This is a genomic window from Enterobacter kobei (genome assembly GCF_001729765.1).
Taxonomy (GTDB): domain Bacteria; phylum Pseudomonadota; class Gammaproteobacteria; order Enterobacterales; family Enterobacteriaceae; genus Enterobacter; species Enterobacter kobei.
In genome coordinates this window covers 3,883,978-3,903,510 of record NZ_CP017181.1, presented here as the reverse complement: position 1 = coordinate 3,903,510, position 19,533 = coordinate 3,883,978, and the positions used below count along the sequence as shown (strand labels likewise).

Below are 19,533 nucleotides of genomic sequence, written 5' to 3'. Positions count from 1 at the left end.
TGATTAAACTCACTATTTTTAAACAATTAAGATAATTGCCAGTAACAATCCTCTACTATCGTCATGTCATTTAACACAGAGGTCGTGATGAAAGATGTCGTCATAGTGGGTGCGTTGCGTACAGCTATCGGCTGTTTTCAGGGAGCGCTCGCGCGTCACTCGGCGGTTGACCTGGGCAGCGTGGTGGTCAAAGCGCTGGTGGAACGTAGCGGGGTCGCCGCACACGAAATTGATGAGGTGATCCTGGGGCAGGTTCTCACTGCCGGAGCCGGGCAAAACCCTGCGCGCCAGGCGGCCCTGAAAGGCGGTCTGCCCAACACCGTATCCGCCATCACCATCAACGACGTCTGTGGTTCAGGACTCAAAGCGCTTCATCTCGCTACGCAAGCCATTCAATGCGGTGAAGCGGATGTGGTTATTGCTGGCGGACAAGAGAATATGAGCCGTGCGCCGCACGTTCTCACCGACAGTCGTACCGGCGCGCAGTTAGGTAACAGTCAGTTGCTCGACAGCCTGGTGCATGACGGGCTGTGGGATGCGTTCAATGACTATCATATGGGCGTGACGGCGGAAAACCTGGCGCGCGAGTACGGTATCAGCCGTGAATTGCAGGATGCTTACGCGCTCAGTTCCCAGCAAAAGGCGCGTGCTGCGATTGATTCTGGTCGTTTTCGCGACGAGATTGTCCCGGTCAGCACGCAGCGTCAGAACGGCGAGGTGGTTGTCGTGGATACTGACGAACAGCCGCGCACTGACGCCAGTGCTGAAGGCCTGGCAAGACTCAATCCTGCGTTTGAAACCCAGGGCTCGGTCACGGCGGGCAATGCCTCTTCCATTAACGACGGCGCCGCAGCCGTTATGATGATGAGTGAAAGCAAAGCCCTGGAGCTGGATCTCCCTGTCCTGGCCCGTATCAAGGCGTTTGCCAGCGTGGGTGTTGATCCGGCACTGATGGGGATCGCACCCGTCTACGCTACCCGTCGCTGTCTGGATCGCGCAGGGTGGCAACTCTCCGATGTGGATCTGATTGAAGTGAACGAAGCGTTTGCCGCGCAGGCGATCTCGGTCGGCAAAATGCTGGAGTGGGATCCGCTGCGGGTCAACGTAAACGGTGGAGCCATTGCGCTGGGTCACCCTATCGGGGCGTCCGGTTGCCGGATACTGGTTTCACTGGTCCACGAAATGAAAAAACGCAATGCCCGCAAAGGGATAGCAACGCTCTGTATAGGCGGCGGGCAAGGGGTGGCGCTGGCCATCGAACGCTAATCTTTCCTGATTAATGAAACCTCCTCCGGGAGGTTTTTTTTATCCTCCCTTCATTCCCATACCTCTTAACCGTGATCCGGGTGTCATTTTCGTTATAAACAAAATAAAAAATGAAACGTTGTTTTGAATTTAATTGAAAAGCCTATTTTATGCCGATAGTATGTGTTCATCATGAAAACGGAACGTTGTTTCGTTTATTTTCTTCTTTTGGGCATGACCACATCTGGAGGTTACCGTGGACGTCAGACAAAGCATTCACAGTGCGCACGCCAAAACGCTGGACACGCAGGGGCTGCGCAGTGAGTTTTTAGTTGAGCAGGTGTTCGAGGCCGACAAGTACACCATGGTCTACAGCCATATCGACCGCATTATTGTCGGCGGCATTATGCCGGTGGCAAAAACCGTCTCCGTGGGCGGGGAAGTGGGTAAACAGCTGGGCGTGAGCTATTTTCTGGAGCGTCGTGAGCTGGGGGTGATTAATATCGGCGGGCCGGGCACGATTACCGTGGACGGCCAGTGCTTCGAGATTGGTCACCGCGATGCGCTGTACGTCGGTAAAGGGGCGAAAGAGGTGGTCTTTGCCAGCATCGACGGCGGTAAGCCCGCGAAGTTTTACTACAACTGCGCCCCTGCGCATACCTCATATCCGACCAAAAAAGTGACGCCTGAGGACGCAGCGCCCGTAACGCTGGGCGATAACCTCACCAGTAACCGTCGCACCATCAATAAATATTTCGTTCCGGATGTGCTGGAAACCTGCCAGCTCAGCATGGGGCTGACTGAACTGGCTCCGGGCAACCTGTGGAATACCATGCCGTGCCATACCCATGAACGCCGCATGGAAGTCTACTTCTACTTCAACATGGACGACGATGCCTGCGTGTTCCACATGATGGGGCAGCCGCAGGAGACGCGCCATATCGTCATGCATAACGAGCAGGCGGTGATTTCACCAAGCTGGTCTATTCACTCTGGCGTAGGGACCAAAGCCTATACCTTCATCTGGGGTATGGTCGGCGAAAACCAGGTCTTCGATGACATGGACCACGTTGCTGTTAAGGATCTGCGCTAGTCGCGGGCAGTTAAGTATCTATCTGCCTGTTGGTGACAGGCGCTGAAGAGTAAGGAACTAACATGATTCTGGATGCATTTTCTCTGCAGGGCAAAGTGGCGGTGGTTTCCGGTTGCGACACCGGCCTGGGTCAGGGGATGGCGTTAGGTCTGGCGGAAGCGGGTTGTGACATCGTCGGGATTAATATCGTTGAACCCACAGAAACGATTGAGCGCGTGACTGCGCTGGGGCGTCGTTTTCTTAGCCTGACCGCCGACCTGCGTAAAATTGACGGCATTCCGCAACTGCTTGAGCGCGCGGTGGCGGAATGGGGCCATATTGATATTCTGGTCAACAACGCGGGTCTGATCCGTCGTGAAGACGCGATTAATTTCAGCGAGACTGACTGGGACGACGTCATGAACCTGAATATTAAGAGCGTATTCTTTATGTCTCAGGCGGCGGCAAAGCACTTCATCGCGCAGGGAAAAGGCGGCAAGATCATTAACATCGCCTCGATGCTCTCCTTCCAGGGCGGCATCCGCGTGCCGTCTTATACGGCGTCAAAAAGCGCGGTGATGGGCGTGACCCGTCTGCTGGCGAACGAGTGGGCGCAGCACAATATCAACGTCAACGCGATTGCCCCGGGCTACATGGCCACCAATAACACCCAGCAGCTGCGGGCGGACGAAGAACGCAGTGCGGCCATTCTGGAGCGTATCCCGGCCGGGCGCTGGGGTCTGCCGAGTGACCTGATGGGGCCGGTTGTGTTTCTGGCCTCCTCAGCCTCGGACTACATCAATGGTTATACCATTGCGGTGGATGGCGGCTGGCTGGCACGATAACGTCGCTTCTGACAAAACCTCTGCGCTTCAGCGGAGGTTTTTTTTGCTTAAAAATTGTCAAAATCCATATCGATAAACACGAAAAATCCATACCGAAAAATGATAAATGACCGCTATCACACTTTTATTCCTTAAAAATTAACGGATTAGTAAAATATTGTGATTATTCAGGATTAGTTGAAATTGTAATGTCCATCACAGATCGCTATGCCATAGCGAAATCATCCATATCTTCGCGAATTCCAGCCTGACACTTTTCCGCGCTTTCTCGTAATTTCACTTAACAAATTTTGCTGTTGAGGCAGGAAAAATATGACATCTATCAATGACTCTACCCTGATGCCCGCTGCGCTGCGCGATACCCGACGCATGAACCAGTTTGTCTCCATTGCGGCTGCTGTAGCAGGTTTGCTGTTTGGCCTGGATATCGGCGTCATCGCCGGGGCGCTGCCGTTCATTACCGATCATTTTACGTTGAGTAATCGCCTGCAGGAGTGGGTGGTGAGCAGCATGATGCTTGGTGCGGCTATCGGTGCGCTGTTTAACGGCTGGCTTTCGTTCCGCCTCGGGCGTAAATACAGCCTGATGGCCGGCGCCGTCCTGTTTGTTGCGGGGTCGATTGGCTCTGCATTTGCGACCAACGTAGAGGTGCTGCTGCTTTCCCGCGTGCTGCTCGGCGTGGCAGTGGGGATCGCCTCCTACACGGCACCGCTTTATCTCTCTGAGATGGCAAGTGAGAATGTGCGCGGCAAGATGATCAGTATGTATCAGCTGATGGTGACGCTGGGCATCGTGCTGGCGTTCCTGTCCGATACGTACTTCAGCTACAGCGGCAACTGGCGCGCCATGCTCGGCGTGCTGGCGCTGCCTGCGGTGGTGCTGATTGTACTAGTGATCTTCCTGCCCAATAGCCCGCGCTGGCTGGCGCAAAAAGGGCGTCACGTCGAGGCGGAAGAGGTGCTGCGGATGCTGCGCGATACTTCTGAAAAAGCGCGTGAAGAGCTGAACGAAATCCGCGAAAGCCTGAAGCTGAAACAGGGGGGCTGGGCGCTGTTTAAGATCAACCGCAACGTGCGCCGCGCGGTGTTCCTCGGCATGTTGCTGCAGGCGATGCAGCAGTTCACCGGGATGAACATCATCATGTACTACGCGCCACGCATCTTCAAAATGGCCGGTTTTACCACCACTGAGCAGCAGATGATTGCCACGCTGGTGGTGGGGCTCACCTTTATGTTCGCCACCTTTATTGCGGTATTCACCGTCGATAAAGCCGGGCGTAAACCGGCGCTGAAAATTGGCTTTAGCGTGATGGCTCTCGGTACGCTGATCCTAGGCTACTGCCTGATGCAGTTTGATAACGGCACGGCCTCAAGCGGTCTTTCCTGGCTTTCTGTCGGGATGACCATGATGTGTATTGCCGGTTACGCGATGAGCGCCGCACCAGTGGTGTGGATCCTGTGCTCCGAAATTCAGCCGCTCAAATGCCGTGACTTTGGGATCACCTGTTCCACCACCACCAACTGGGTGTCGAACATGATCATTGGTGCGACCTTCCTGACGCTGCTGGATGCCATTGGCGCTGCGGGAACCTTCTGGCTCTACACGGTGCTGAACGTGGCGTTTATTGGCGTGACCTTCTGGCTGATTCCGGAAACCAAAGGTGTGACGCTGGAACATATTGAACGCAAACTGATGGCCGGGGAAAAACTGCGTAATATCGGCGTGTAATGTGAATACCGGGGGCCCTACGTTTACTGGGCCTGCGTGGGCAAAATGTACGCCGGGTAAGCGCTAGCGCCACCCGGCTTTTTTCTAGATCGATGTTTAACAAGAGCCATGTTGTAAATAACTACCAACTTTGATAGCAAGCGCACACATAGCCGATTCTTGCGTTCAGATTATTCTCATTTCCTAGTATTATCTGAAAACTGAACTCACCAGGCAGAACTTTACTGCAATCGCAATAGAAGAACGGCTATGTCAGCAATGGATTTCAAAAAAAATACGGATCTCGATTTTCCTTCATATGCTACCCCCGCAATCTCTCCAAAAGAGATCGACCTTCTGGGTCTGTTAGATGTTCTGCTGGCCGCGAAAAAACGCATCGTCACCATCGTCTTTATCTTTGCGCTGGCAGGCCTGGCTATTGCGTTTCTGTTGCCGCAAAAATGGACCAGTAAAGCGGTGATCACCCCGGCAGAGCAGACGCAGTGGAACCCGCTGCGCCAGATGATGGTTGCGCTGCAGGTTCTTGACGTGAAGGCGCAGGTGACACGTTCGGAAATCTTTGACCTGTTTATCAAAAAATTCCAGTCGCAGTCATTGCTCAAAGAGTATTTGACCTCTTCCCCTTACGTCATGTCACAGCTTGAAGAGGTTGAGGTTGACGCGCTTGAACTGCACCGTGCGGTCGTCAATATTGCGGAAAGAATGAAAGCGGTGAATGACGCACAGGTAAAAGATGCGGATAAAGTGCCTTATGTCTCCTGGACTCTGAGCTTCACGGCACCGAAAGCCAGTGATGCGCAAACCGTACTGGAGGGGTATATCAATTATATCGCGGCGGTTGTTGAAAAAGAGACGGTGCAAAATATCCGTAACCAGATCGCCCTCAGGACGAATGAGGTAGAGCAGCAGCTTAAGCTCGACCGTGTGCGTCTGACCAATATTCACAATACTAACCTGCAGCGGCTGAATTATTCGCTGGAAGTGGCAAATGCTGCGGGCATTAAGAAGCCAGTCTACAGCAGCGGGCAGGCGGTAAAAGATGACCCGGATTACTCCGTTGCGCTCGGTGCTGACGGAATCGCGCAAAAGCTGCAGATTGAAAAAAATCTCAAAGATGTGACGGAGCTGAACGCGGACTTCCAGAACCGGGAATACTATCTGGCGCAGCTGAAAAATCTCTCCTTTGCAGACGTTAAGCTTGAACCCTTCAGGTATCAGCTTTCTCCGTCTTTGCCGGTGAAAAAAGACGGTCCGGGCAAACCTCTGATTGTAATTCTGGCGGCACTCCTGGGCGGGCTCTTTGCCTGCGGTAGCGTGTTGCTGCGTGAAGCGATGCTCTCCCGTCATCCGCTGTCAGAGCCGTTGACACAATAAACGCAGGGTTTAAAAAGGCGCTGAATACAGCGCTTTTTTTATGGGCGTCGGTTGTGTTAAAAGAGATACCAGAGATAAGGAGAGATAATGAAAACGATCGGCCTGATAGGTGGGATGAGCTGGGAATCGACAATCCCTTATTACCGCCTGATTAACGAAGGGGTAAAGCAGCGTCTGGGCGGACTGCATTCTGCGAGTCTGCTGCTGCACAGCGTTGATTTCCATGAAATTGAAGCCTGTCAGTCGAGCGGAGAGTGGGATAAAGCCGGTGAAATACTGGCGGATGCCGCGCTGGGGCTGGAGCGTGCGGGGGCGCAGGGCATTCTGCTGTGTACCAATACGATGCACAAAGTTGCATCGCACATTGAAGCACGCTGTTCGCTGCCATTCCTGCACATCGCCGATGCCACAGGACGTGCGATTCGCTCGTCGGGGATGTCGCGCGTGGCATTGCTCGGCACGCGCTACACCATGGAGCAGGATTTCTATCGCGGGCGTGTGCACAGCGAGTTCGGCATCGAAAGCCTGATACCGGATGAGAAAGACCGGGCACGCCTCAATCAGATTATCTTCGAAGAACTGTGCCTGGGTACCTTCAGCGAGCCTTCCCGGGCGTATTACGTCAGCGTGATTGAAAAGCTGGCGCAGCAGGGGGCTGAAGGGGTGATCTTCGGCTGCACGGAGATCGGCCTGCTGGTGCCTGCAGAGCGAAGCCCGGTCCCGGTCTTTGATACCGCCGCCATTCACGCTGCCGATGCCGTGGAGTTTATGCTCTCATAATGGGTTTTGCCGTTCAGGTAAGCGAAGCGCCACCTGGCGGGCGTGCTCCATTAAGTGTTCGGTGAATGCGTCCACCAGCGCGGAGGCCGGACGGTGTAGCGGGCGGATCAGGCTCACGGTGAACGGAACGGATAGGCTAAACGGGCGAATCACGATATCGCTCCCGGCGTAATCCAGCGCCGTGAGCGGGTTAACGACCGCGACGCCGACGCCCGCCCGCACCATTGCACATATTGACGCCGCGCTGTGCGTTTCCACTACCATCCGCCGTTTCACCTGATGCTCAGCAAAAAGCGTATCCAGCAGCTGCCGGTAGCTGTCGGTTTGCGACAGGCTAATGTAGTTCTCCCCGTGGAAATCCTCTGGTGCAATCACTGTCTTACCGGCGAGCCGGTGCCCGGCGGGCAAAACGCACACTTCATCTAAAGAAAGTAACTCCGTGCGTGCCGTTCCCGCAGGCGTGGAGAGCGTTTCGGTCAGGCCCAAATCATGACGCTGTGCTGAAAGCCACTCTTCAAGCAGGGGGGACTCCTGCGGCACGATGGTGAGATTGACCTCCGGATAGCGGGCCAGAAAAGGCTGAAGCAGGGTCGGTAAAAAAGACTGAGAGAAAACCGGAAGACAGACAATCGACAGCTCGCCCTGACGAAACTCGCGCAGACTTTCCGCCGCACTGACAATTCTGTCCAGCCCGTACCAGGAGCGCTGGACTTCCTCAAACAGGCGCAACCCCTGCACCGTCGGGTGAAGTCTGCCCCGGGTGCGCTCGAACAGTTTCAGTTCCAGTACCTTTTCGAAGCGCGCCAGCTCGCGGCTGACCGTCGGCTGCGACGTATGCAGCATCTGCGCGGCTTCGGTGAGATTGCCGGTGGTCATCACAGCGTGAAAAATCTCTATATGGCGTAAATTCACAGCGGGCATAGGGCACCTGAAAGCAGAGAACTGTCCATATCATTTTTGCATAGACTCACGATAAAACGATATTTTTTATTCTCCTTCCGCTGTGGCGTAATCATGAAAAATGAATTTATCCGGAGAAGACCATGCCACGCCCGCTCAATCAAACTGATACCGATTTAAATGCCGAAAATCTGCTGCGCCTGCCCGCCGAGTTTGGTTGCCCGGTATGGGTCTACGACGCGCAGATCGTTCGCGAGAAGATCGCGGCCCTGCATCAGTTTGACGTGGTGCGTTTTGCCCAGAAGGCCTGCTCAAATATTCACATCCTGCGCCTGATGCGTGAGCAGGGGGTCAAGGTTGACTCTGTCTCGCTGGGTGAAATCGAACGTGCGCTGGCGGCCGGATTTGATCCGAAAACCGATCCAGACGCGATTGTCTTTACTGCGGATCTGATTGACGACGCCACGCTGGCGCGCGTGCATGAACTGCAGGTGCCGGTAAATGCCGGTTCGGTGGATATGCTGGAGCAGCTGGGTCAGGTTTCACCAGGTCATCGCGTCTGGCTGCGTGTGAATCCGGGTTTCGGTCACGGTCATAGCCAAAAAACGAACACCGGCGGCGAAAACAGCAAGCACGGCATCTGGTATGCCGACATGCCAGCCGCGCTTGACGTGTTGCAGCGTTACAACCTGAAGCTGGTGGGTATTCACATGCACATTGGCTCTGGCGTGGATTACGGCCATCTGGGGCAGGTTTGCGGAGCGATGGTGCGCCAGGTTGTCGATTTTGGCCAGGATCTTGAGGCGATCTCCGCCGGGGGCGGGCTTTCCATTCCTTACCGCGAAGGAGAGGAGGCGATCGACACCGATCACTATTACGGCCTGTGGAGCGCCGCGCGTGACCAAATCGCCGCCCATCTCGGTCATGCCGTGAAGCTGGAAATTGAGCCGGGTCGTTTCCTGGTGGCCGAAGCCGGTGTGCTGGTGGCGCAGGTACGCAGCGTCAAAGAGATGGGCTCCCGCCACTTCGTATTGATTGACGCGGGCTTTAACGACCTGATGCGTCCATCGATGTACGGCAGCTATCATCACATTACCGCGCTGGCCGCTGATGGCCGCGATTTAACGCATGCGCCGCGCCGCGAGACGGTTGTCGCAGGCCCGCTGTGTGAATCGGGGGACGTCTTCACTCAGCAGGAAGGTGGAAAAGTGGAAACCCGCGCGCTGCCAGAGGTGAAGCCGGGCGATTACCTGGTGCTGCACGACACCGGGGCGTACGGGGCGTCGATGTCCTCGAACTACAACAGCCGCCCGCTGCTGCCGGAAGTACTGTTTGATAACGGCAAAGCGCAGTTGATCCGTCGTCGTCAGACCATTCAGGAACTGCTGGCTTTAGAACTCATCTGAGTAAAGTACGGCCCGGTAGTGACCGAATCGCGTAATACCAGCGTGCCGGTAAACGGCGGGATCGCATCGACCGGCTGGTTTTTTGCCAGCCGGATCGCCTGATCGATGGCCGTAATAATCATGTTATCTATTGGCAGATAAACCGATGAAAGCGCAGGCTCCAGCCACTTCGCGCTTGGGGCATCGTCAAAACCGAACAGGGAGATATCCTGCGGGATCTTGAGTCCTGCCTGGTGCAACGCTTTGGACGCACCCAGTGCCATATCATCGTTACAGGCAAACAGGGCGCTAAACGGCACGCCGTCGGCAATCAGCTCCTTGCACAGCTCATAGCCTCTCGTCATTCCGGCATCACCGTACTTAATTCGACGCTCGTCCAGGCGAATACCGTGCTTTTCCAGCGCTTTGCGATAGCCCATCAGCCGCGCTTTACCCGTGGGCGTGTGGATAGGGACGGTAATACAGGCGATCTCCCGATGGCCCTGATTGATCAGGTAATCCACCGCCTTAAATGCGGCATCCTGCTGTTCGAAGAACACGCAGCGATCCGGAGCCTGACTGACTTCACGGTTGATGACCACCAGCGGCGTTTGCACGGTATTCATCAGTTTGATGATCGCCTTTTCGCTCATATAGCGCGTGTAAAGCACAATGGCATCACACTGACGATCGGCCAGCATTTGCACTGCCTGTTCTTCCTGTTCCGGCGCGTCGTGACCGTCGGTGACGATCAACTGTTTGCCGTGGGTTTCGGTCTGCCGCGACGCCTGCTGCAGAAGGCGCCCAAAATAAAAGCCGTCGAAGGTGGAGACGACCAGACCAATGCTGTTGCTGGTCTGGTTAGCCAGTGAGCGCGCGAGAAAGTTGGGGCGGTAGCCCAGCTCTTCCATCGCAGCAAAGACCTGCTGACGCGTACTCTCTTTAACCTGACCCGTGCCGTTCAGCACGCGCGAGACGGTAGCCTTCGACACGCCCGCACGCAGTGAGACATCCAGCATTGTTGCCATTCTACATTCCTGCTTCCACGTAATGCCCTGCAGTTTAACACAGACCTGACGGCGTATAAGCGATGCGGGAAGGGCAAAACTTCTGCCACGATCACGCTTTTTGGTAACGATTCGCCTGGCCCCTCAGAAGTAAAACGTAATAGTCTGACTCTGGTAAAATAATCGACAAACCGGGCTGGAGGCGTCAGGCTAGCCCATTAATAAGAACACCCAGGTGAAACGTGAAAAAGAGTGTCATCCTCCCGCTTTATGAAGACCCGCAGTATGCGGAGCAGGTTACCGACTGGATATGGCAGGCGTTTGGCGAGGGGCTCCCACGGGCATTTTTCCACAGCATCGTTGAGCACAGCCAGGCGCCGGGGGCACTGCCGTTGACGTTTATCGCTTTAGAAGACCAACAGCTTCTCGGCACGGTGGGCCTCTGGCGCTGCGATTTGATTACCCGACAGGATCTCTGTCCGTGGCTGGCGGCGCTCTACGTTGATGAGGCGGCGCGCGGTAAGGGACTGGCAGGTAAGTTACAGCAACACGTTATCGCCTTTGCCGCACAGGCCGGATACGACGAACTCCATCTCTGGTCTGCCTGCCGTGACTTCTATGAACGTTACGGCTGGCAGTACATTGGCGATGGGCTGGAGTATCCCGATAAAACGGTACATCTGTACCGTTATTCGCTTTGCGCTTCAGCAGGCGACGCAACGGAGTGACGGCGCACTAAGGTTGGGCTGAAGAGATGGGTAATTTCCGGTGGCTGGCGTTGCTCGGCCAGCGCTAACGCCAGCTCGGCAGCCTGTGTGGCCATCGTGATGATAGGGTAACGCACGGTGGTCAGGCGCGGGCGCACATAGCGAGAGACCAGCACATCATCAAAGCCAATCAGCGAGATTTCTGCCGGGACCTCAATTCCGTTATCATTCAATACCCCCATTGCGCCAGCGGCCATCGAGTCGTTATAGCTTGCCACTGCCGTGAAGTTCCGTCCGCGGCCCAGCAGTTCCGTCATAGCCTGTTCGCCACCGCTCTCATCCGGTTCACCATAGGCCACCAGACGGTCATTACAGGGTAGACCGTTTTCGCGCAGGGCATCGTAGTAGCCCTGAAGACGATCTTCTGCGTCAGAAATAGGGTGGTTGGAACAGAGATAGCCAATCCGCGTATGTCCCTGTTGAATCAGATGACGGGTCGCAAGCCAGGCGCCGTAGCGGTCGTCGAGAGCCACGCAGCGTTTTTCAAATCCAGGAATAATGCGGTTGATGATGACCATGCCGGGCATCTGCTTCATCAGGTGAATCAGTTCGGCATCCGGGATCATTTTGGCGTGAACCACCAGAGCTGCGCAGCGGTGGCGGATCAACTGTTCGATCGCCTGGCGCTCTTTTTGCTCATTATGATAGCCATTGCCGATCAGTAAAAAGTTACCCGTCTGATAAGAGACCTGTTCAACCGCCTTCACCATGGCGCCGAAAAAGGGGTCGGATACATCACCCACCACCAGACCAATGGTTTCAGTGGACTGCTGGGCGAGCGCGCGAGCATTGGCGTTGGGGTGGTAGTTCAGGGTTTCCATGGCGCTTTGTACCGCCTGGCGTGATGCGTCGCTGGCTTTGGGGGAATCATTAATCACGCGGGAGACGGTGGCAACCGAAACACCGGCCAGACGAGCCACATCCTTTATTGTCGCCATTTATAACCTTCTTATTAGGGGTAAGCGTTTACACACCAAATAGTGTTGCGGAAAAGTGGCGTGCATTCAAGGGGCACCGATTTCCCCTCACTACAAACGTGACGCAGAACACCCCTGATCGTGTAATCGTTACACGCGCAGTCATGTCTGAAGACGGTGAATCTGAACCTTTGGTTACACTTTGCCTCAGGCTGTTGCGATTGTCCGGTGGCGATGACGTTAAAGAGGTTGATAGAGTCGAGATCCCAGAGGTATTGATAGGTGGAATCAACTCCGGTTGATTAACACGACTTACACCAGCCTGCGTTTTTACGCAGGTTTTTTTTTGCCTGATAGTTCAACCTGTAACAGCAAAAGAGAATATTCACACCTGGTTGCACTTCGGCTCATTCCCTTGCGTTTTCCTGCTGGCGAAGCGCAGGGGCAACGGCCACAATCAAGATCCCAGAGGTATTGATTGGTGAGAATTCTTAGTACGTTTTCGTACTCATCTCTTGCACCAACCTGCGCGGATGCGCAGGTTTTTTTTTGCCCCCACTTTTGCTGTCGCTCCCATACCACTTCTCGTGTAATCTGCCACCATTTACTGTCAACCCTCCACACTGTCTGGCAAAGGGAGTTGAGATGCTATTTGGGTTCTTCCGTACACTTTTCCGTATTCTTTTTCGCATCCGCGTCACTGGCGATGCCCAGGCGCTTCGCGGCGAACGCGTTCTCATCACACCAAATCATGTTTCCTTTATCGATGGCATCCTGCTGGCGCTGTTTTTGCCCGTGCGTCCGGTGTTTGCGGTGTATACCTCCATCAGCCAGCAGTGGTATATGCGCTGGCTCACGCCGCTGATTGACTTCGTGCCGCTCGACCCCACCAAACCGATGATGATTAAACATCTGGTACGTCTGGTTGAGCAGGGGCGTCCGGTGGTCATTTTCCCGGAAGGGCGCATTTCAGTGACCGGCTCGCTAATGAAAATCTATGACGGCGCGGGATTTGTCGCGGCGAAGTCAAAAGCGACCGTGGTGCCACTGCGTATCGAAGGCGCAGAGCTGAGCCACTTCAGCCGCCTGAAAGGGCTGGTGAAGCAGCGTCTGTTCCCAAAAATTACCCTGCATATTCTGCCGCCAACGTCGTTACCGATGCCCGATGCACCGCGTGCCCGCGATCGCCGTAAAATTGCCGGAGAAATGCTGCACCAGATTATGATGGAAGCGCGAATGGCCGTTCGTCCGCGCGAAACGCTGTATGAATCTCTGCTTTCGGCACAGTATCGCTATGGTGCCAGGAAAAACTGTATTGAAGACATCAATTTCACGCCTGACACATATCGCAAACTGCTGACCAAGACCCTGTTTGTGGGCCGCATTCTTGAAAAATACAGTAAGAAGGGTGAAAAGATTGGCCTGATGCTGCCTAACGCGGGCATCAGCGCAGCGGTGATTTTTGGTGCGGTGTCCCGCGGCCGTATTCCGGCAATGATGAACTACACGGCGGGTGTAAAAGGGCTGACCAGTGCCATCACTGCGGCCCAAATCAACACCGTTTTTACCTCTCGCCAGTTCCTGGATAAAGGCAAGCTGTGGCATCTGCCGGAGCAGCTGACTCAGGTTCGCTGGGTCTTCCTGGAAGATCTGAAGGCGGACGTGACGACGGGCGACAAGCTGTGGATTTTCGCTCACCTGCTGATGCCCCATCTGGCACAGGTTAAACAGCAGCCGGAAGATGACGCGATTATCCTCTTTACCTCCGGTTCGGAAGGCAACCCGAAAGGCGTCGTCCACAGCCACAAGAGTATTCTCGCGAACGTTGAACAGATCAAAAGCATTGCTGACTTTACCGCCAGTGACCGTTTTATGTCTGCGCTGCCGCTGTTCCACTCCTTTGGTCTGACGGTGGGGCTGTTTACGCCGCTGCTGACCGGCGCAGAAGTGTTCCTCTATCCCAGCCCGCTGCATTACCGCATTGTGCCGGAGCTGGTGTATGACCGTAACTGCACCGTCCTGTTTGGGACCTCAACCTTCCTGGGTAACTATGCGCGTTTCGCTAATCCATATGATTTCTATCGTGTGCGTTATGTGGTGGCGGGGGCGGAAAAACTGCAGGAGAGCACGCGTCAGATCTGGCAGGACAAGTTTGGCCTGCGCATTCTTGAAGGCTATGGCGTTACGGAGTGCGCACCCGTCGTCTCCATCAACGTGCCGATGGCGGCGAAGCCGGGTACGGTTGGCCGAATTCTGCCGGGAATGGATGCGCGTCTGCTGGCGGTACCGGGCATTGAGGACGGTGGCCGCCTGCAGCTGAAAGGACCAAACGTGATGAATGGTTACCTGCGCGTGGAAAACCCGGGCGTGCTGGAAGCGCCAACGGCGGAAAACGTGAACGGTGAGGTTGAAACCGGCTGGTACGACACCGGTGATATCGTTCGCTTCGACGAGCAGGGCTTTGTGCAGATTCAGGGGCGTGCAAAACGCTTCGCCAAAATCGCCGGTGAAATGGTCTCTCTGGAGATGGTTGAACAGCTGGCGACGGCGGTGTCCGCGGATAAGATGCACGCGACGGTGGTGAAGAGTGATGCCAGCAAAGGCGAGGCGCTGGTCCTGTTTACCACCGACAGTGAGCTGAAGCGCGACAGGTTACTTAGCCATGCGCGTGAGCATGGCATTCCCGAGCTGGCGGTACCGCGCGATATTCGTTACCTGAAACACCTTCCGGTATTGGGTAGCGGTAAGCCTGACTTTGTGACCCTGAAAGGCATGGTTGAAGAGGCGGAACAGCAAAATGCGTGAGTCAGTGCACACTAACACATCGCTTAGGTCAAAAGGCATGATGGCAGTGATTGCTGCGCAGTTTCTCTCTGCGTTCGGCGATAACGCGCTGTTGTTTGCCACCCTGGCGCTGCTGAAGGCCGAGTTTTACCCTGACTGGAGCCAGCCGATCCTGCAGATGGTGTTTGTGGGCGCTTACATTATCTTCGCGCCGTTTGTGGGGCAGGTGGCGGACAGTTTCCCGAAAGGCCGGGTGATGATGTTTGCTAACGGTCTGAAGCTGCTGGGGGCCGCCAGCATTTGCTTTGGTTTCAATCCGTTTATTGGCTACACGCTGGTGGGCATTGGTGCTGCCGCCTACTCACCGGCGAAATATGGCATCCTCGGAGAGCTGACCACGGGTGATAAGCTGGTGAAAGCCAACGGCCTGATGGAGTCGTCTACTATCGCCGCTATCCTGCTCGGCTCCGTCGCGGGCGGTGTACTGGCCGACTGGCATGTCCTGGCGGCGCTGGGCGTTTGTGCGGTGGTGTATGGCGGTGCGGTCGTGGCTAACCTGTTCATTCCAAAGCTGCCGGTAGCCCGTCCGGGACAATCCTGGCGCTTCAAACCGATGACCGGCAGTTTCTTTAATGCCTGCCGCGTGCTCTGGCGTAACGGTGAAACACGTTTCTCTCTGATGGGCACTAGTATGTTCTGGGGCGCAGGCGTCACGCTGCGCTTCCTGCTGGTGCTGTGGGTGCCGGTGGCGCTGGGCATTACCGACAATGCGACGCCGACCTATCTTAACGCGATGGTGGCGATCGGCATTGTTGTTGGCGCGGGCGCGGCGGCGAAGCTGGTGACGCTCGAAACGGTGGCACGCTGCATGCCTGCGGGGATCCTCATTGGCGTCGCGGTGCTCCTTTTCTCGCTACAGCATGCGTTATTGCCTGCTTATGCTCTACTGATCCTGATTGGTATTCTGGGTGGTTTCTTCGTGGTACCGCTCAACGCGTTACTGCAGGAGCGCGGCAAGCAGACTGTTGGGGCGGGAAATGCCATTGCGGTGCAAAATCTGGGTGAAAACCTGGCGATGCTGTTAATGCTGGGGCTCTACTCGCTGGCGGTGAAAGTCGGTGTGCCAGTGGTGGGAATTGGCGTCGGGTTTGGTGCGCTGTTTGCGCTGGCGATTGCCGCATTGTGGCTTTGGCAGCGTCGCCGTTGATTTATGCGGTCTGATGCCCTCACCCCGGCCCTCTCCCACGGGAGAGGGTGCGAACACTAAAAACGGCAACGTGCGTTGCCGTTTTGCATTTATTACGGTGCAGGATACGTATAAACCTGATGCACCGCTTCAATCTCCGCTAATACCTCTTCACTCAGGTCCAGATGGAAACTCTCAATATTGGTTTTCAGCTGTTCCAGAGAGGTAGCCCCCAGCAGAGTACTGGCCACAAACGGCTGACGGCGCACGAAGGCCAGCGCCATCTGTGCGGGGTCAAGACCGTGACGCTTTGCGATATCCACATAGGCCGCAACGGCTTTCTGTGTCTGCTCGCCGCTGTAGCGGGTAAAGCGGCTAAAGAGGGTATTACGCGCCCCAGCCGGTTTTGCGCCGTTCAGGTATTTCCCCGTCAGCGTGCCAAAACCGAGGCAGGAATAGGCGAGCAGTTCCACCTCTTCATATTGTGTCACTTCCGCCAGGCCAACTTCGTAGCTGCGGTTAAGCATGCTGTAGGGGTTTTGAATGGTGACGATGCGCGGCAGATCGTGTTTATCCGCCAGGTGCAGATAGCGCATCACGCCAAAGGCCGTTTCGTTAGACACGCCAATGTAGCGGATTTTCCCCGCGCGCTGGCATTCGGTCAGCGCTTCCAGCGTTTCCAGCAGCGTAACGGCGGGAGCGCTCTCATTCCAGCTGTAGCCAAGCTTACCGAAACAGTTGGTTGGACGCTGTGGCCAGTGGACCTGGTACAGATCAAGATAGTCGGTTTGCAGGCGCTTCAGGCTGGCATCCAGCGCGGCGCGGATATTTTTGCGATCGAGGATTTGGTTTGGGCGGATCCCGGCATCGTTATTGCGCGAGGGGCCGCTGACTTTCGAGGCGATAACCAGCTTTTCACGGTTGCCGCGTTTTGCCAGCCAGTTACCGACGTAGGTTTCGGTAAGTCCCTGGGTTTCAGGGCGTGGCGGCACAGGGTACATCTCTGCGACATCAATCAGGTTAATGCCCTGGCTGACGGCATAATCGAGTTGTGCATGGGCATCGGCTTCGCTGTTTTGTTCACCAAATGTCATCGTGCCCAACCCCAGTTGACTTATCTCCAGAGCGCTGTGGGGGATACGGTGATAATGCATAGCCGGCTTCCTTCAATAGACATGTAGACCGCGTCAGGAACCTCCCGACAAAGGAATATAAACATGGCAGAGGGGAAGCAAAAGGGGAAGAAAAAAATCAAAAAGGCCAGTACGCTACTGACCTCTGACTGTTATCGCTCAATAATTTGCGAAACTTCGTCGCGATTGATCTGCATTTTATTGCCTGCCTGGTCGTGGTAGCTGACCAGACCGGTATCGTCGTCGACTTCGGGTTTGCCGTCGGTCAGGATCATCCGGCCATCTTTTGTCGCCATAACGTAATCGCTGCTACAGCCCGATACAGCAAACGCCAACCCGACTGCTGAAATTAACACCGCCCATTTTTTCATCGTTATCGTCCTCATCTGGCTCGTATCAAATCATAGTGTAGTATTAACCCGTTATGAAAACAGGGAGAAGCAGTAAAATCTTAAAAACCAGGCGATTATGTTTGTTAGCTCGCAAAATAAGTAAAAAACTATGTTTTTAGTAAGAAATGACGAGCAAGCAGTGCGCCGGTGAAATTCTTTTTGAGATAAAAACCGCGCGGCAACGTCAGTATCGGCTCGCCCATTGCGCCGATCGCCTCGGTCAGCGCTTTGCTGTTAGCCGCCTTTGGGCGCAGCTGTAACACTTCTCCGTGTCGGGCGGTGATGCGCTCCACCTGCCCGAGCACGATCATGTCCATCAGCTCTTCCCAGTCCAGACGCAGCTGATGCTCTTCCTCTTCATCCGGGCTCCAGAGCAGCGGCGCGCCAACGCGACGCTCAGCCAGTGGGATCTGACGTTCACCTTCAACCGGAACCCACAGCACGCGCTTCAGCTTATGGCGCACGTGGCTGGTCTCCCACGTCACGCCGGTATTACCGGTCAAAGGCGCAACGCAGACAAACGTGGTCTCCAGAGGCTTGCCCTGGCTGTCGATGGGAATGGTTTTTAACTCTACGCCAAGGGCGGCAAAATCTTGCTCTGGTTTGCTCCCGGCGCTGGCACCCAGCCACAGTTCCAGCAGCATGCCGATCCAGCCTTTATCTCGTTTCAGATCCTTCGGGATCGGAAGCCCTGCCATCGCCGCCAGTTCGCCCAGCGAGAAACCCGCCAGACGCTGAGCCTGCTGCAGCAACTGACGCTCGCTTGACGGCGGTGTGAGCAAGGGGGTAAGCGGATGCATGAAGGTAACCTTTTGATTAAAAAATAAACGAAGAAATTGTCCCTTGTGGATAGAGTTTAACTTTTTCTGTACCAATATTCCATGTCTATGATTTATAGGTTTTTTTATCGAAAATTTAGCACCAGATCTGAAACGTAAAATGGGTTGTTCAAATCTTGTCACTGACAATAAACAGGATCTTACACCATGTTATCCACAGAAAAGTGGGATAACTGGGCATAACCCTGACTACTGTTTCAATTTACAGCCTTGACGTGCGACGAAAATCCAAATTTCAGACAAATTGTGTTTAACTTATTGGCACAATCTGTGGATAAAACCGACGCTGTTCGATCTTTCATCAGCACGATGATCCCTGATGTGATGATCGTCACGCTATTCTCTTTTTTGTTGATGGTTTCATGCTTAACTATATGAAAATAATAATCTTATATAATTTCATTAAAAAAGGGAGCCTGACGGTGATTCAGGTTGTTCATGGGTAATCAGACACTTCTTCACAACTATATCCACAGAAAAGGTGAATAAAATTCCCTTCGCAGCTGCACTTCTGTTTATAACTCTGCCCTTATTTGTGAGTTATTCAAATGTTATTAGGTTGCAGGCCTGTAAGAGAGTGGTTTACCGCCTCCCTGTAGTGTGAAACAATCATTCATATATAAGGTTTAGATTGGGGTAGTCCGGTGATTGATGACGATGGCTACCGCCCGAACGTAGGAATAGTAATTTGTAATCGTCAGGGCCAGGTCATGTGGGCAAGGCGATATGGTCAGCACTCCTGGCAGTTCCCGCAAGGTGGGATTAATCCGGGAGAGTCCCCAGAACAAGCGATGTACCGGGAGCTTTTTGAAGAGGTCGGTTTAAGCCGTAAAGATGTTCGCATCCTGGCCTCGACCCGCAACTGGTTGCGTTACAAGTTACCGAAACGTTTGGTGCGTTGGGACACAAAGCCGGTTTGTATCGGCCAGAAACAGAAGTGGTTTCTTCTGCAGTTGGTGGGCAACGATTCAGACATCAATATGCAAACCAGCAGTACGCCGGAGTTCGATGGCTGGCGCTGGGTAAGCTATTGGTATCCTGTTCGTCAGGTCGTGTCATTTAAACGCGATGTTTACCGTAGGGTGATGAAAGAGTTTGCAAGTGTGGTTATGCAGCTTCAGGAGATCCCGCCTAAGCCGCAAAGCGCACCTGCCTGGCGACGTAAAAGAGGTTAAGCTA

17 protein-coding genes and 1 pseudogene are annotated in these 19,533 nt (G+C 54.6%); 11 read left to right on the top strand and 7 right to left on the bottom strand.

All coding sequences use genetic code 11. The annotated features are described in order from the left end of the window. Positions 1-87 precede the first annotated feature (87 nt). From BFV64_RS18875 to BFV64_RS18850, 6 genes are all read left to right on the top strand, one after another. Positions 88-1,266 (top strand): acetyl-CoA C-acetyltransferase, encoded by a 1,179-nt coding sequence (locus BFV64_RS18875; protein WP_014885099.1) that lies wholly within the window; start codon positions 88-90, stop codon positions 1,264-1,266. Positions 1,267-1,501: 235 nt separating this feature from the next. Then, a complete protein-coding gene (gene kduI, locus BFV64_RS18870; protein WP_014885098.1) occupies positions 1,502-2,338 on the top strand; it encodes a 5-dehydro-4-deoxy-D-glucuronate isomerase in 837 nt (278 codons plus the stop codon). 62 nt (positions 2,339-2,400) lie between these two features. Beyond that, complete coding sequence (gene kduD / locus BFV64_RS18865; protein WP_014885097.1) at positions 2,401-3,162, top strand: 2-dehydro-3-deoxy-D-gluconate 5-dehydrogenase KduD; 762 nt, start codon at positions 2,401-2,403, stop codon at positions 3,160-3,162. 312 nt (positions 3,163-3,474) lie between these two features. Continuing rightward, positions 3,475-4,890: an arabinose-proton symporter AraE gene (gene araE, locus BFV64_RS18860; protein ID WP_045281957.1), complete on the top strand. Its 1,416-nt coding sequence runs from the start codon at positions 3,475-3,477 to the stop codon at positions 4,888-4,890. Between the two features lie 249 nt (positions 4,891-5,139). Continuing rightward, entirely contained in the window at positions 5,140-6,264 is a 1,125-nt protein-coding gene (gene wzz(fepE) / locus BFV64_RS18855) for an LPS O-antigen length regulator Wzz(fepE) (RefSeq protein ID WP_023331226.1), read from the top strand. Positions 6,265-6,351: 87 nt separating this feature from the next. Further along, positions 6,352-7,044 (top strand): aspartate/glutamate racemase, encoded by a 693-nt coding sequence (locus BFV64_RS18850; RefSeq protein WP_023331225.1) that lies wholly within the window; start codon positions 6,352-6,354, stop codon positions 7,042-7,044. Here the strand turns inward: BFV64_RS18850 and BFV64_RS18845 are convergent. Beyond that, entirely contained in the window at positions 7,039-7,965 is a 927-nt protein-coding gene (locus BFV64_RS18845) for a LysR family transcriptional regulator (protein ID WP_023331224.1), read from the bottom strand. The genes BFV64_RS18850 and BFV64_RS18845 overlap by 6 nt on opposite strands. 122 nt (positions 7,966-8,087) lie before the next feature. Here BFV64_RS18845 and lysA point away from each other — a divergent pair, with 122 nt between their 5' ends. Next, positions 8,088-9,350 carry a diaminopimelate decarboxylase gene (gene lysA / locus BFV64_RS18840; protein ID WP_069602348.1) on the top strand — a complete coding sequence of 421 codons (1,263 nt, stop codon included), beginning with the start codon at positions 8,088-8,090 and terminating at the stop codon, positions 9,348-9,350. Here the strand turns inward: lysA and BFV64_RS18835 are convergent. Beyond that, entirely contained in the window at positions 9,320-10,357 is a 1,038-nt protein-coding gene (locus tag BFV64_RS18835; protein ID WP_014885091.1) for a LacI family DNA-binding transcriptional regulator, read from the bottom strand. The two genes, lysA and BFV64_RS18835, sit on opposite strands and share 31 nt — an antisense overlap. A 221-nt stretch (positions 10,358-10,578) precedes the next feature. On the opposite strand from BFV64_RS18835, the gene BFV64_RS18830 reads away from it, so the two are divergent. Beyond that, a complete protein-coding gene (locus BFV64_RS18830; RefSeq protein ID WP_069602347.1) occupies positions 10,579-11,064 on the top strand; it encodes a GNAT family N-acetyltransferase in 486 nt (161 codons plus the stop codon). Here BFV64_RS18830 and galR read toward each other — a convergent pair. Continuing rightward, a complete protein-coding gene (galR, locus tag BFV64_RS18825) occupies positions 11,025-12,041 on the bottom strand; it encodes an HTH-type transcriptional regulator GalR (RefSeq protein ID WP_014885089.1) in 1,017 nt (338 codons plus the stop codon). The genes BFV64_RS18830 and galR overlap by 40 nt on opposite strands. A 624-nt stretch (positions 12,042-12,665) precedes the next feature. Here galR and aas point away from each other — a divergent pair. Together aas and lplT are read left to right on the top strand one after the other, a co-directional pair. Continuing rightward, positions 12,666-14,825, top strand: a complete 2,160-nt coding sequence (gene aas / locus BFV64_RS18820) for a bifunctional acyl-ACP--phospholipid O-acyltransferase/long-chain-fatty-acid--ACP ligase (RefSeq protein ID WP_023331223.1) — start codon at positions 12,666-12,668, stop codon at positions 14,823-14,825. Then, positions 14,818-16,011 carry a lysophospholipid transporter LplT gene (lplT, locus tag BFV64_RS18815; RefSeq protein ID WP_023331222.1) on the top strand — a complete coding sequence of 398 codons (1,194 nt, stop codon included), beginning with the start codon at positions 14,818-14,820 and terminating at the stop codon, positions 16,009-16,011. Before aas ends, lplT begins: the two co-directional genes overlap by 8 nt. A 92-nt stretch (positions 16,012-16,103) precedes the next feature. On the opposite strand, the gene BFV64_RS18810 is transcribed toward lplT, so the two are convergent. The 4 genes and pseudogenes from BFV64_RS18810 to BFV64_RS25965 form a co-directional block, all read right to left on the bottom strand. Then, entirely contained in the window at positions 16,104-17,144 is a 1,041-nt protein-coding gene (locus BFV64_RS18810; RefSeq protein WP_023331221.1) for an NADP(H)-dependent aldo-keto reductase, read from the bottom strand. 131 nt (positions 17,145-17,275) lie between these two features. Continuing rightward, a complete protein-coding gene (locus BFV64_RS18805; protein ID WP_014885085.1) occupies positions 17,276-17,494 on the bottom strand; it encodes a YgdI/YgdR family lipoprotein in 219 nt (72 codons plus the stop codon). Positions 17,495-17,622: 128 nt separating this feature from the next. Next, on the bottom strand, positions 17,623-18,315 hold the full coding sequence (mutH, locus tag BFV64_RS18800) for a DNA mismatch repair endonuclease MutH (RefSeq protein ID WP_014885084.1): 693 nt from the start codon (positions 18,313-18,315) through the stop codon (positions 17,623-17,625). Between the two features lie 154 nt (positions 18,316-18,469). After that, positions 18,470-18,535 (bottom strand): annotated as a pseudogene (locus BFV64_RS25965) (hypothetical protein); the annotation flags it as partial. A gap of 463 nt (positions 18,536-18,998) precedes the next feature. Between BFV64_RS25965 and rppH the strand changes: the two are divergent. Beyond that, positions 18,999-19,529: an RNA pyrophosphohydrolase gene (rppH, locus tag BFV64_RS18795; RefSeq protein WP_013098553.1), complete on the top strand. Its 531-nt coding sequence runs from the start codon at positions 18,999-19,001 to the stop codon at positions 19,527-19,529. Positions 19,530-19,533 lie beyond the last annotated feature (4 nt).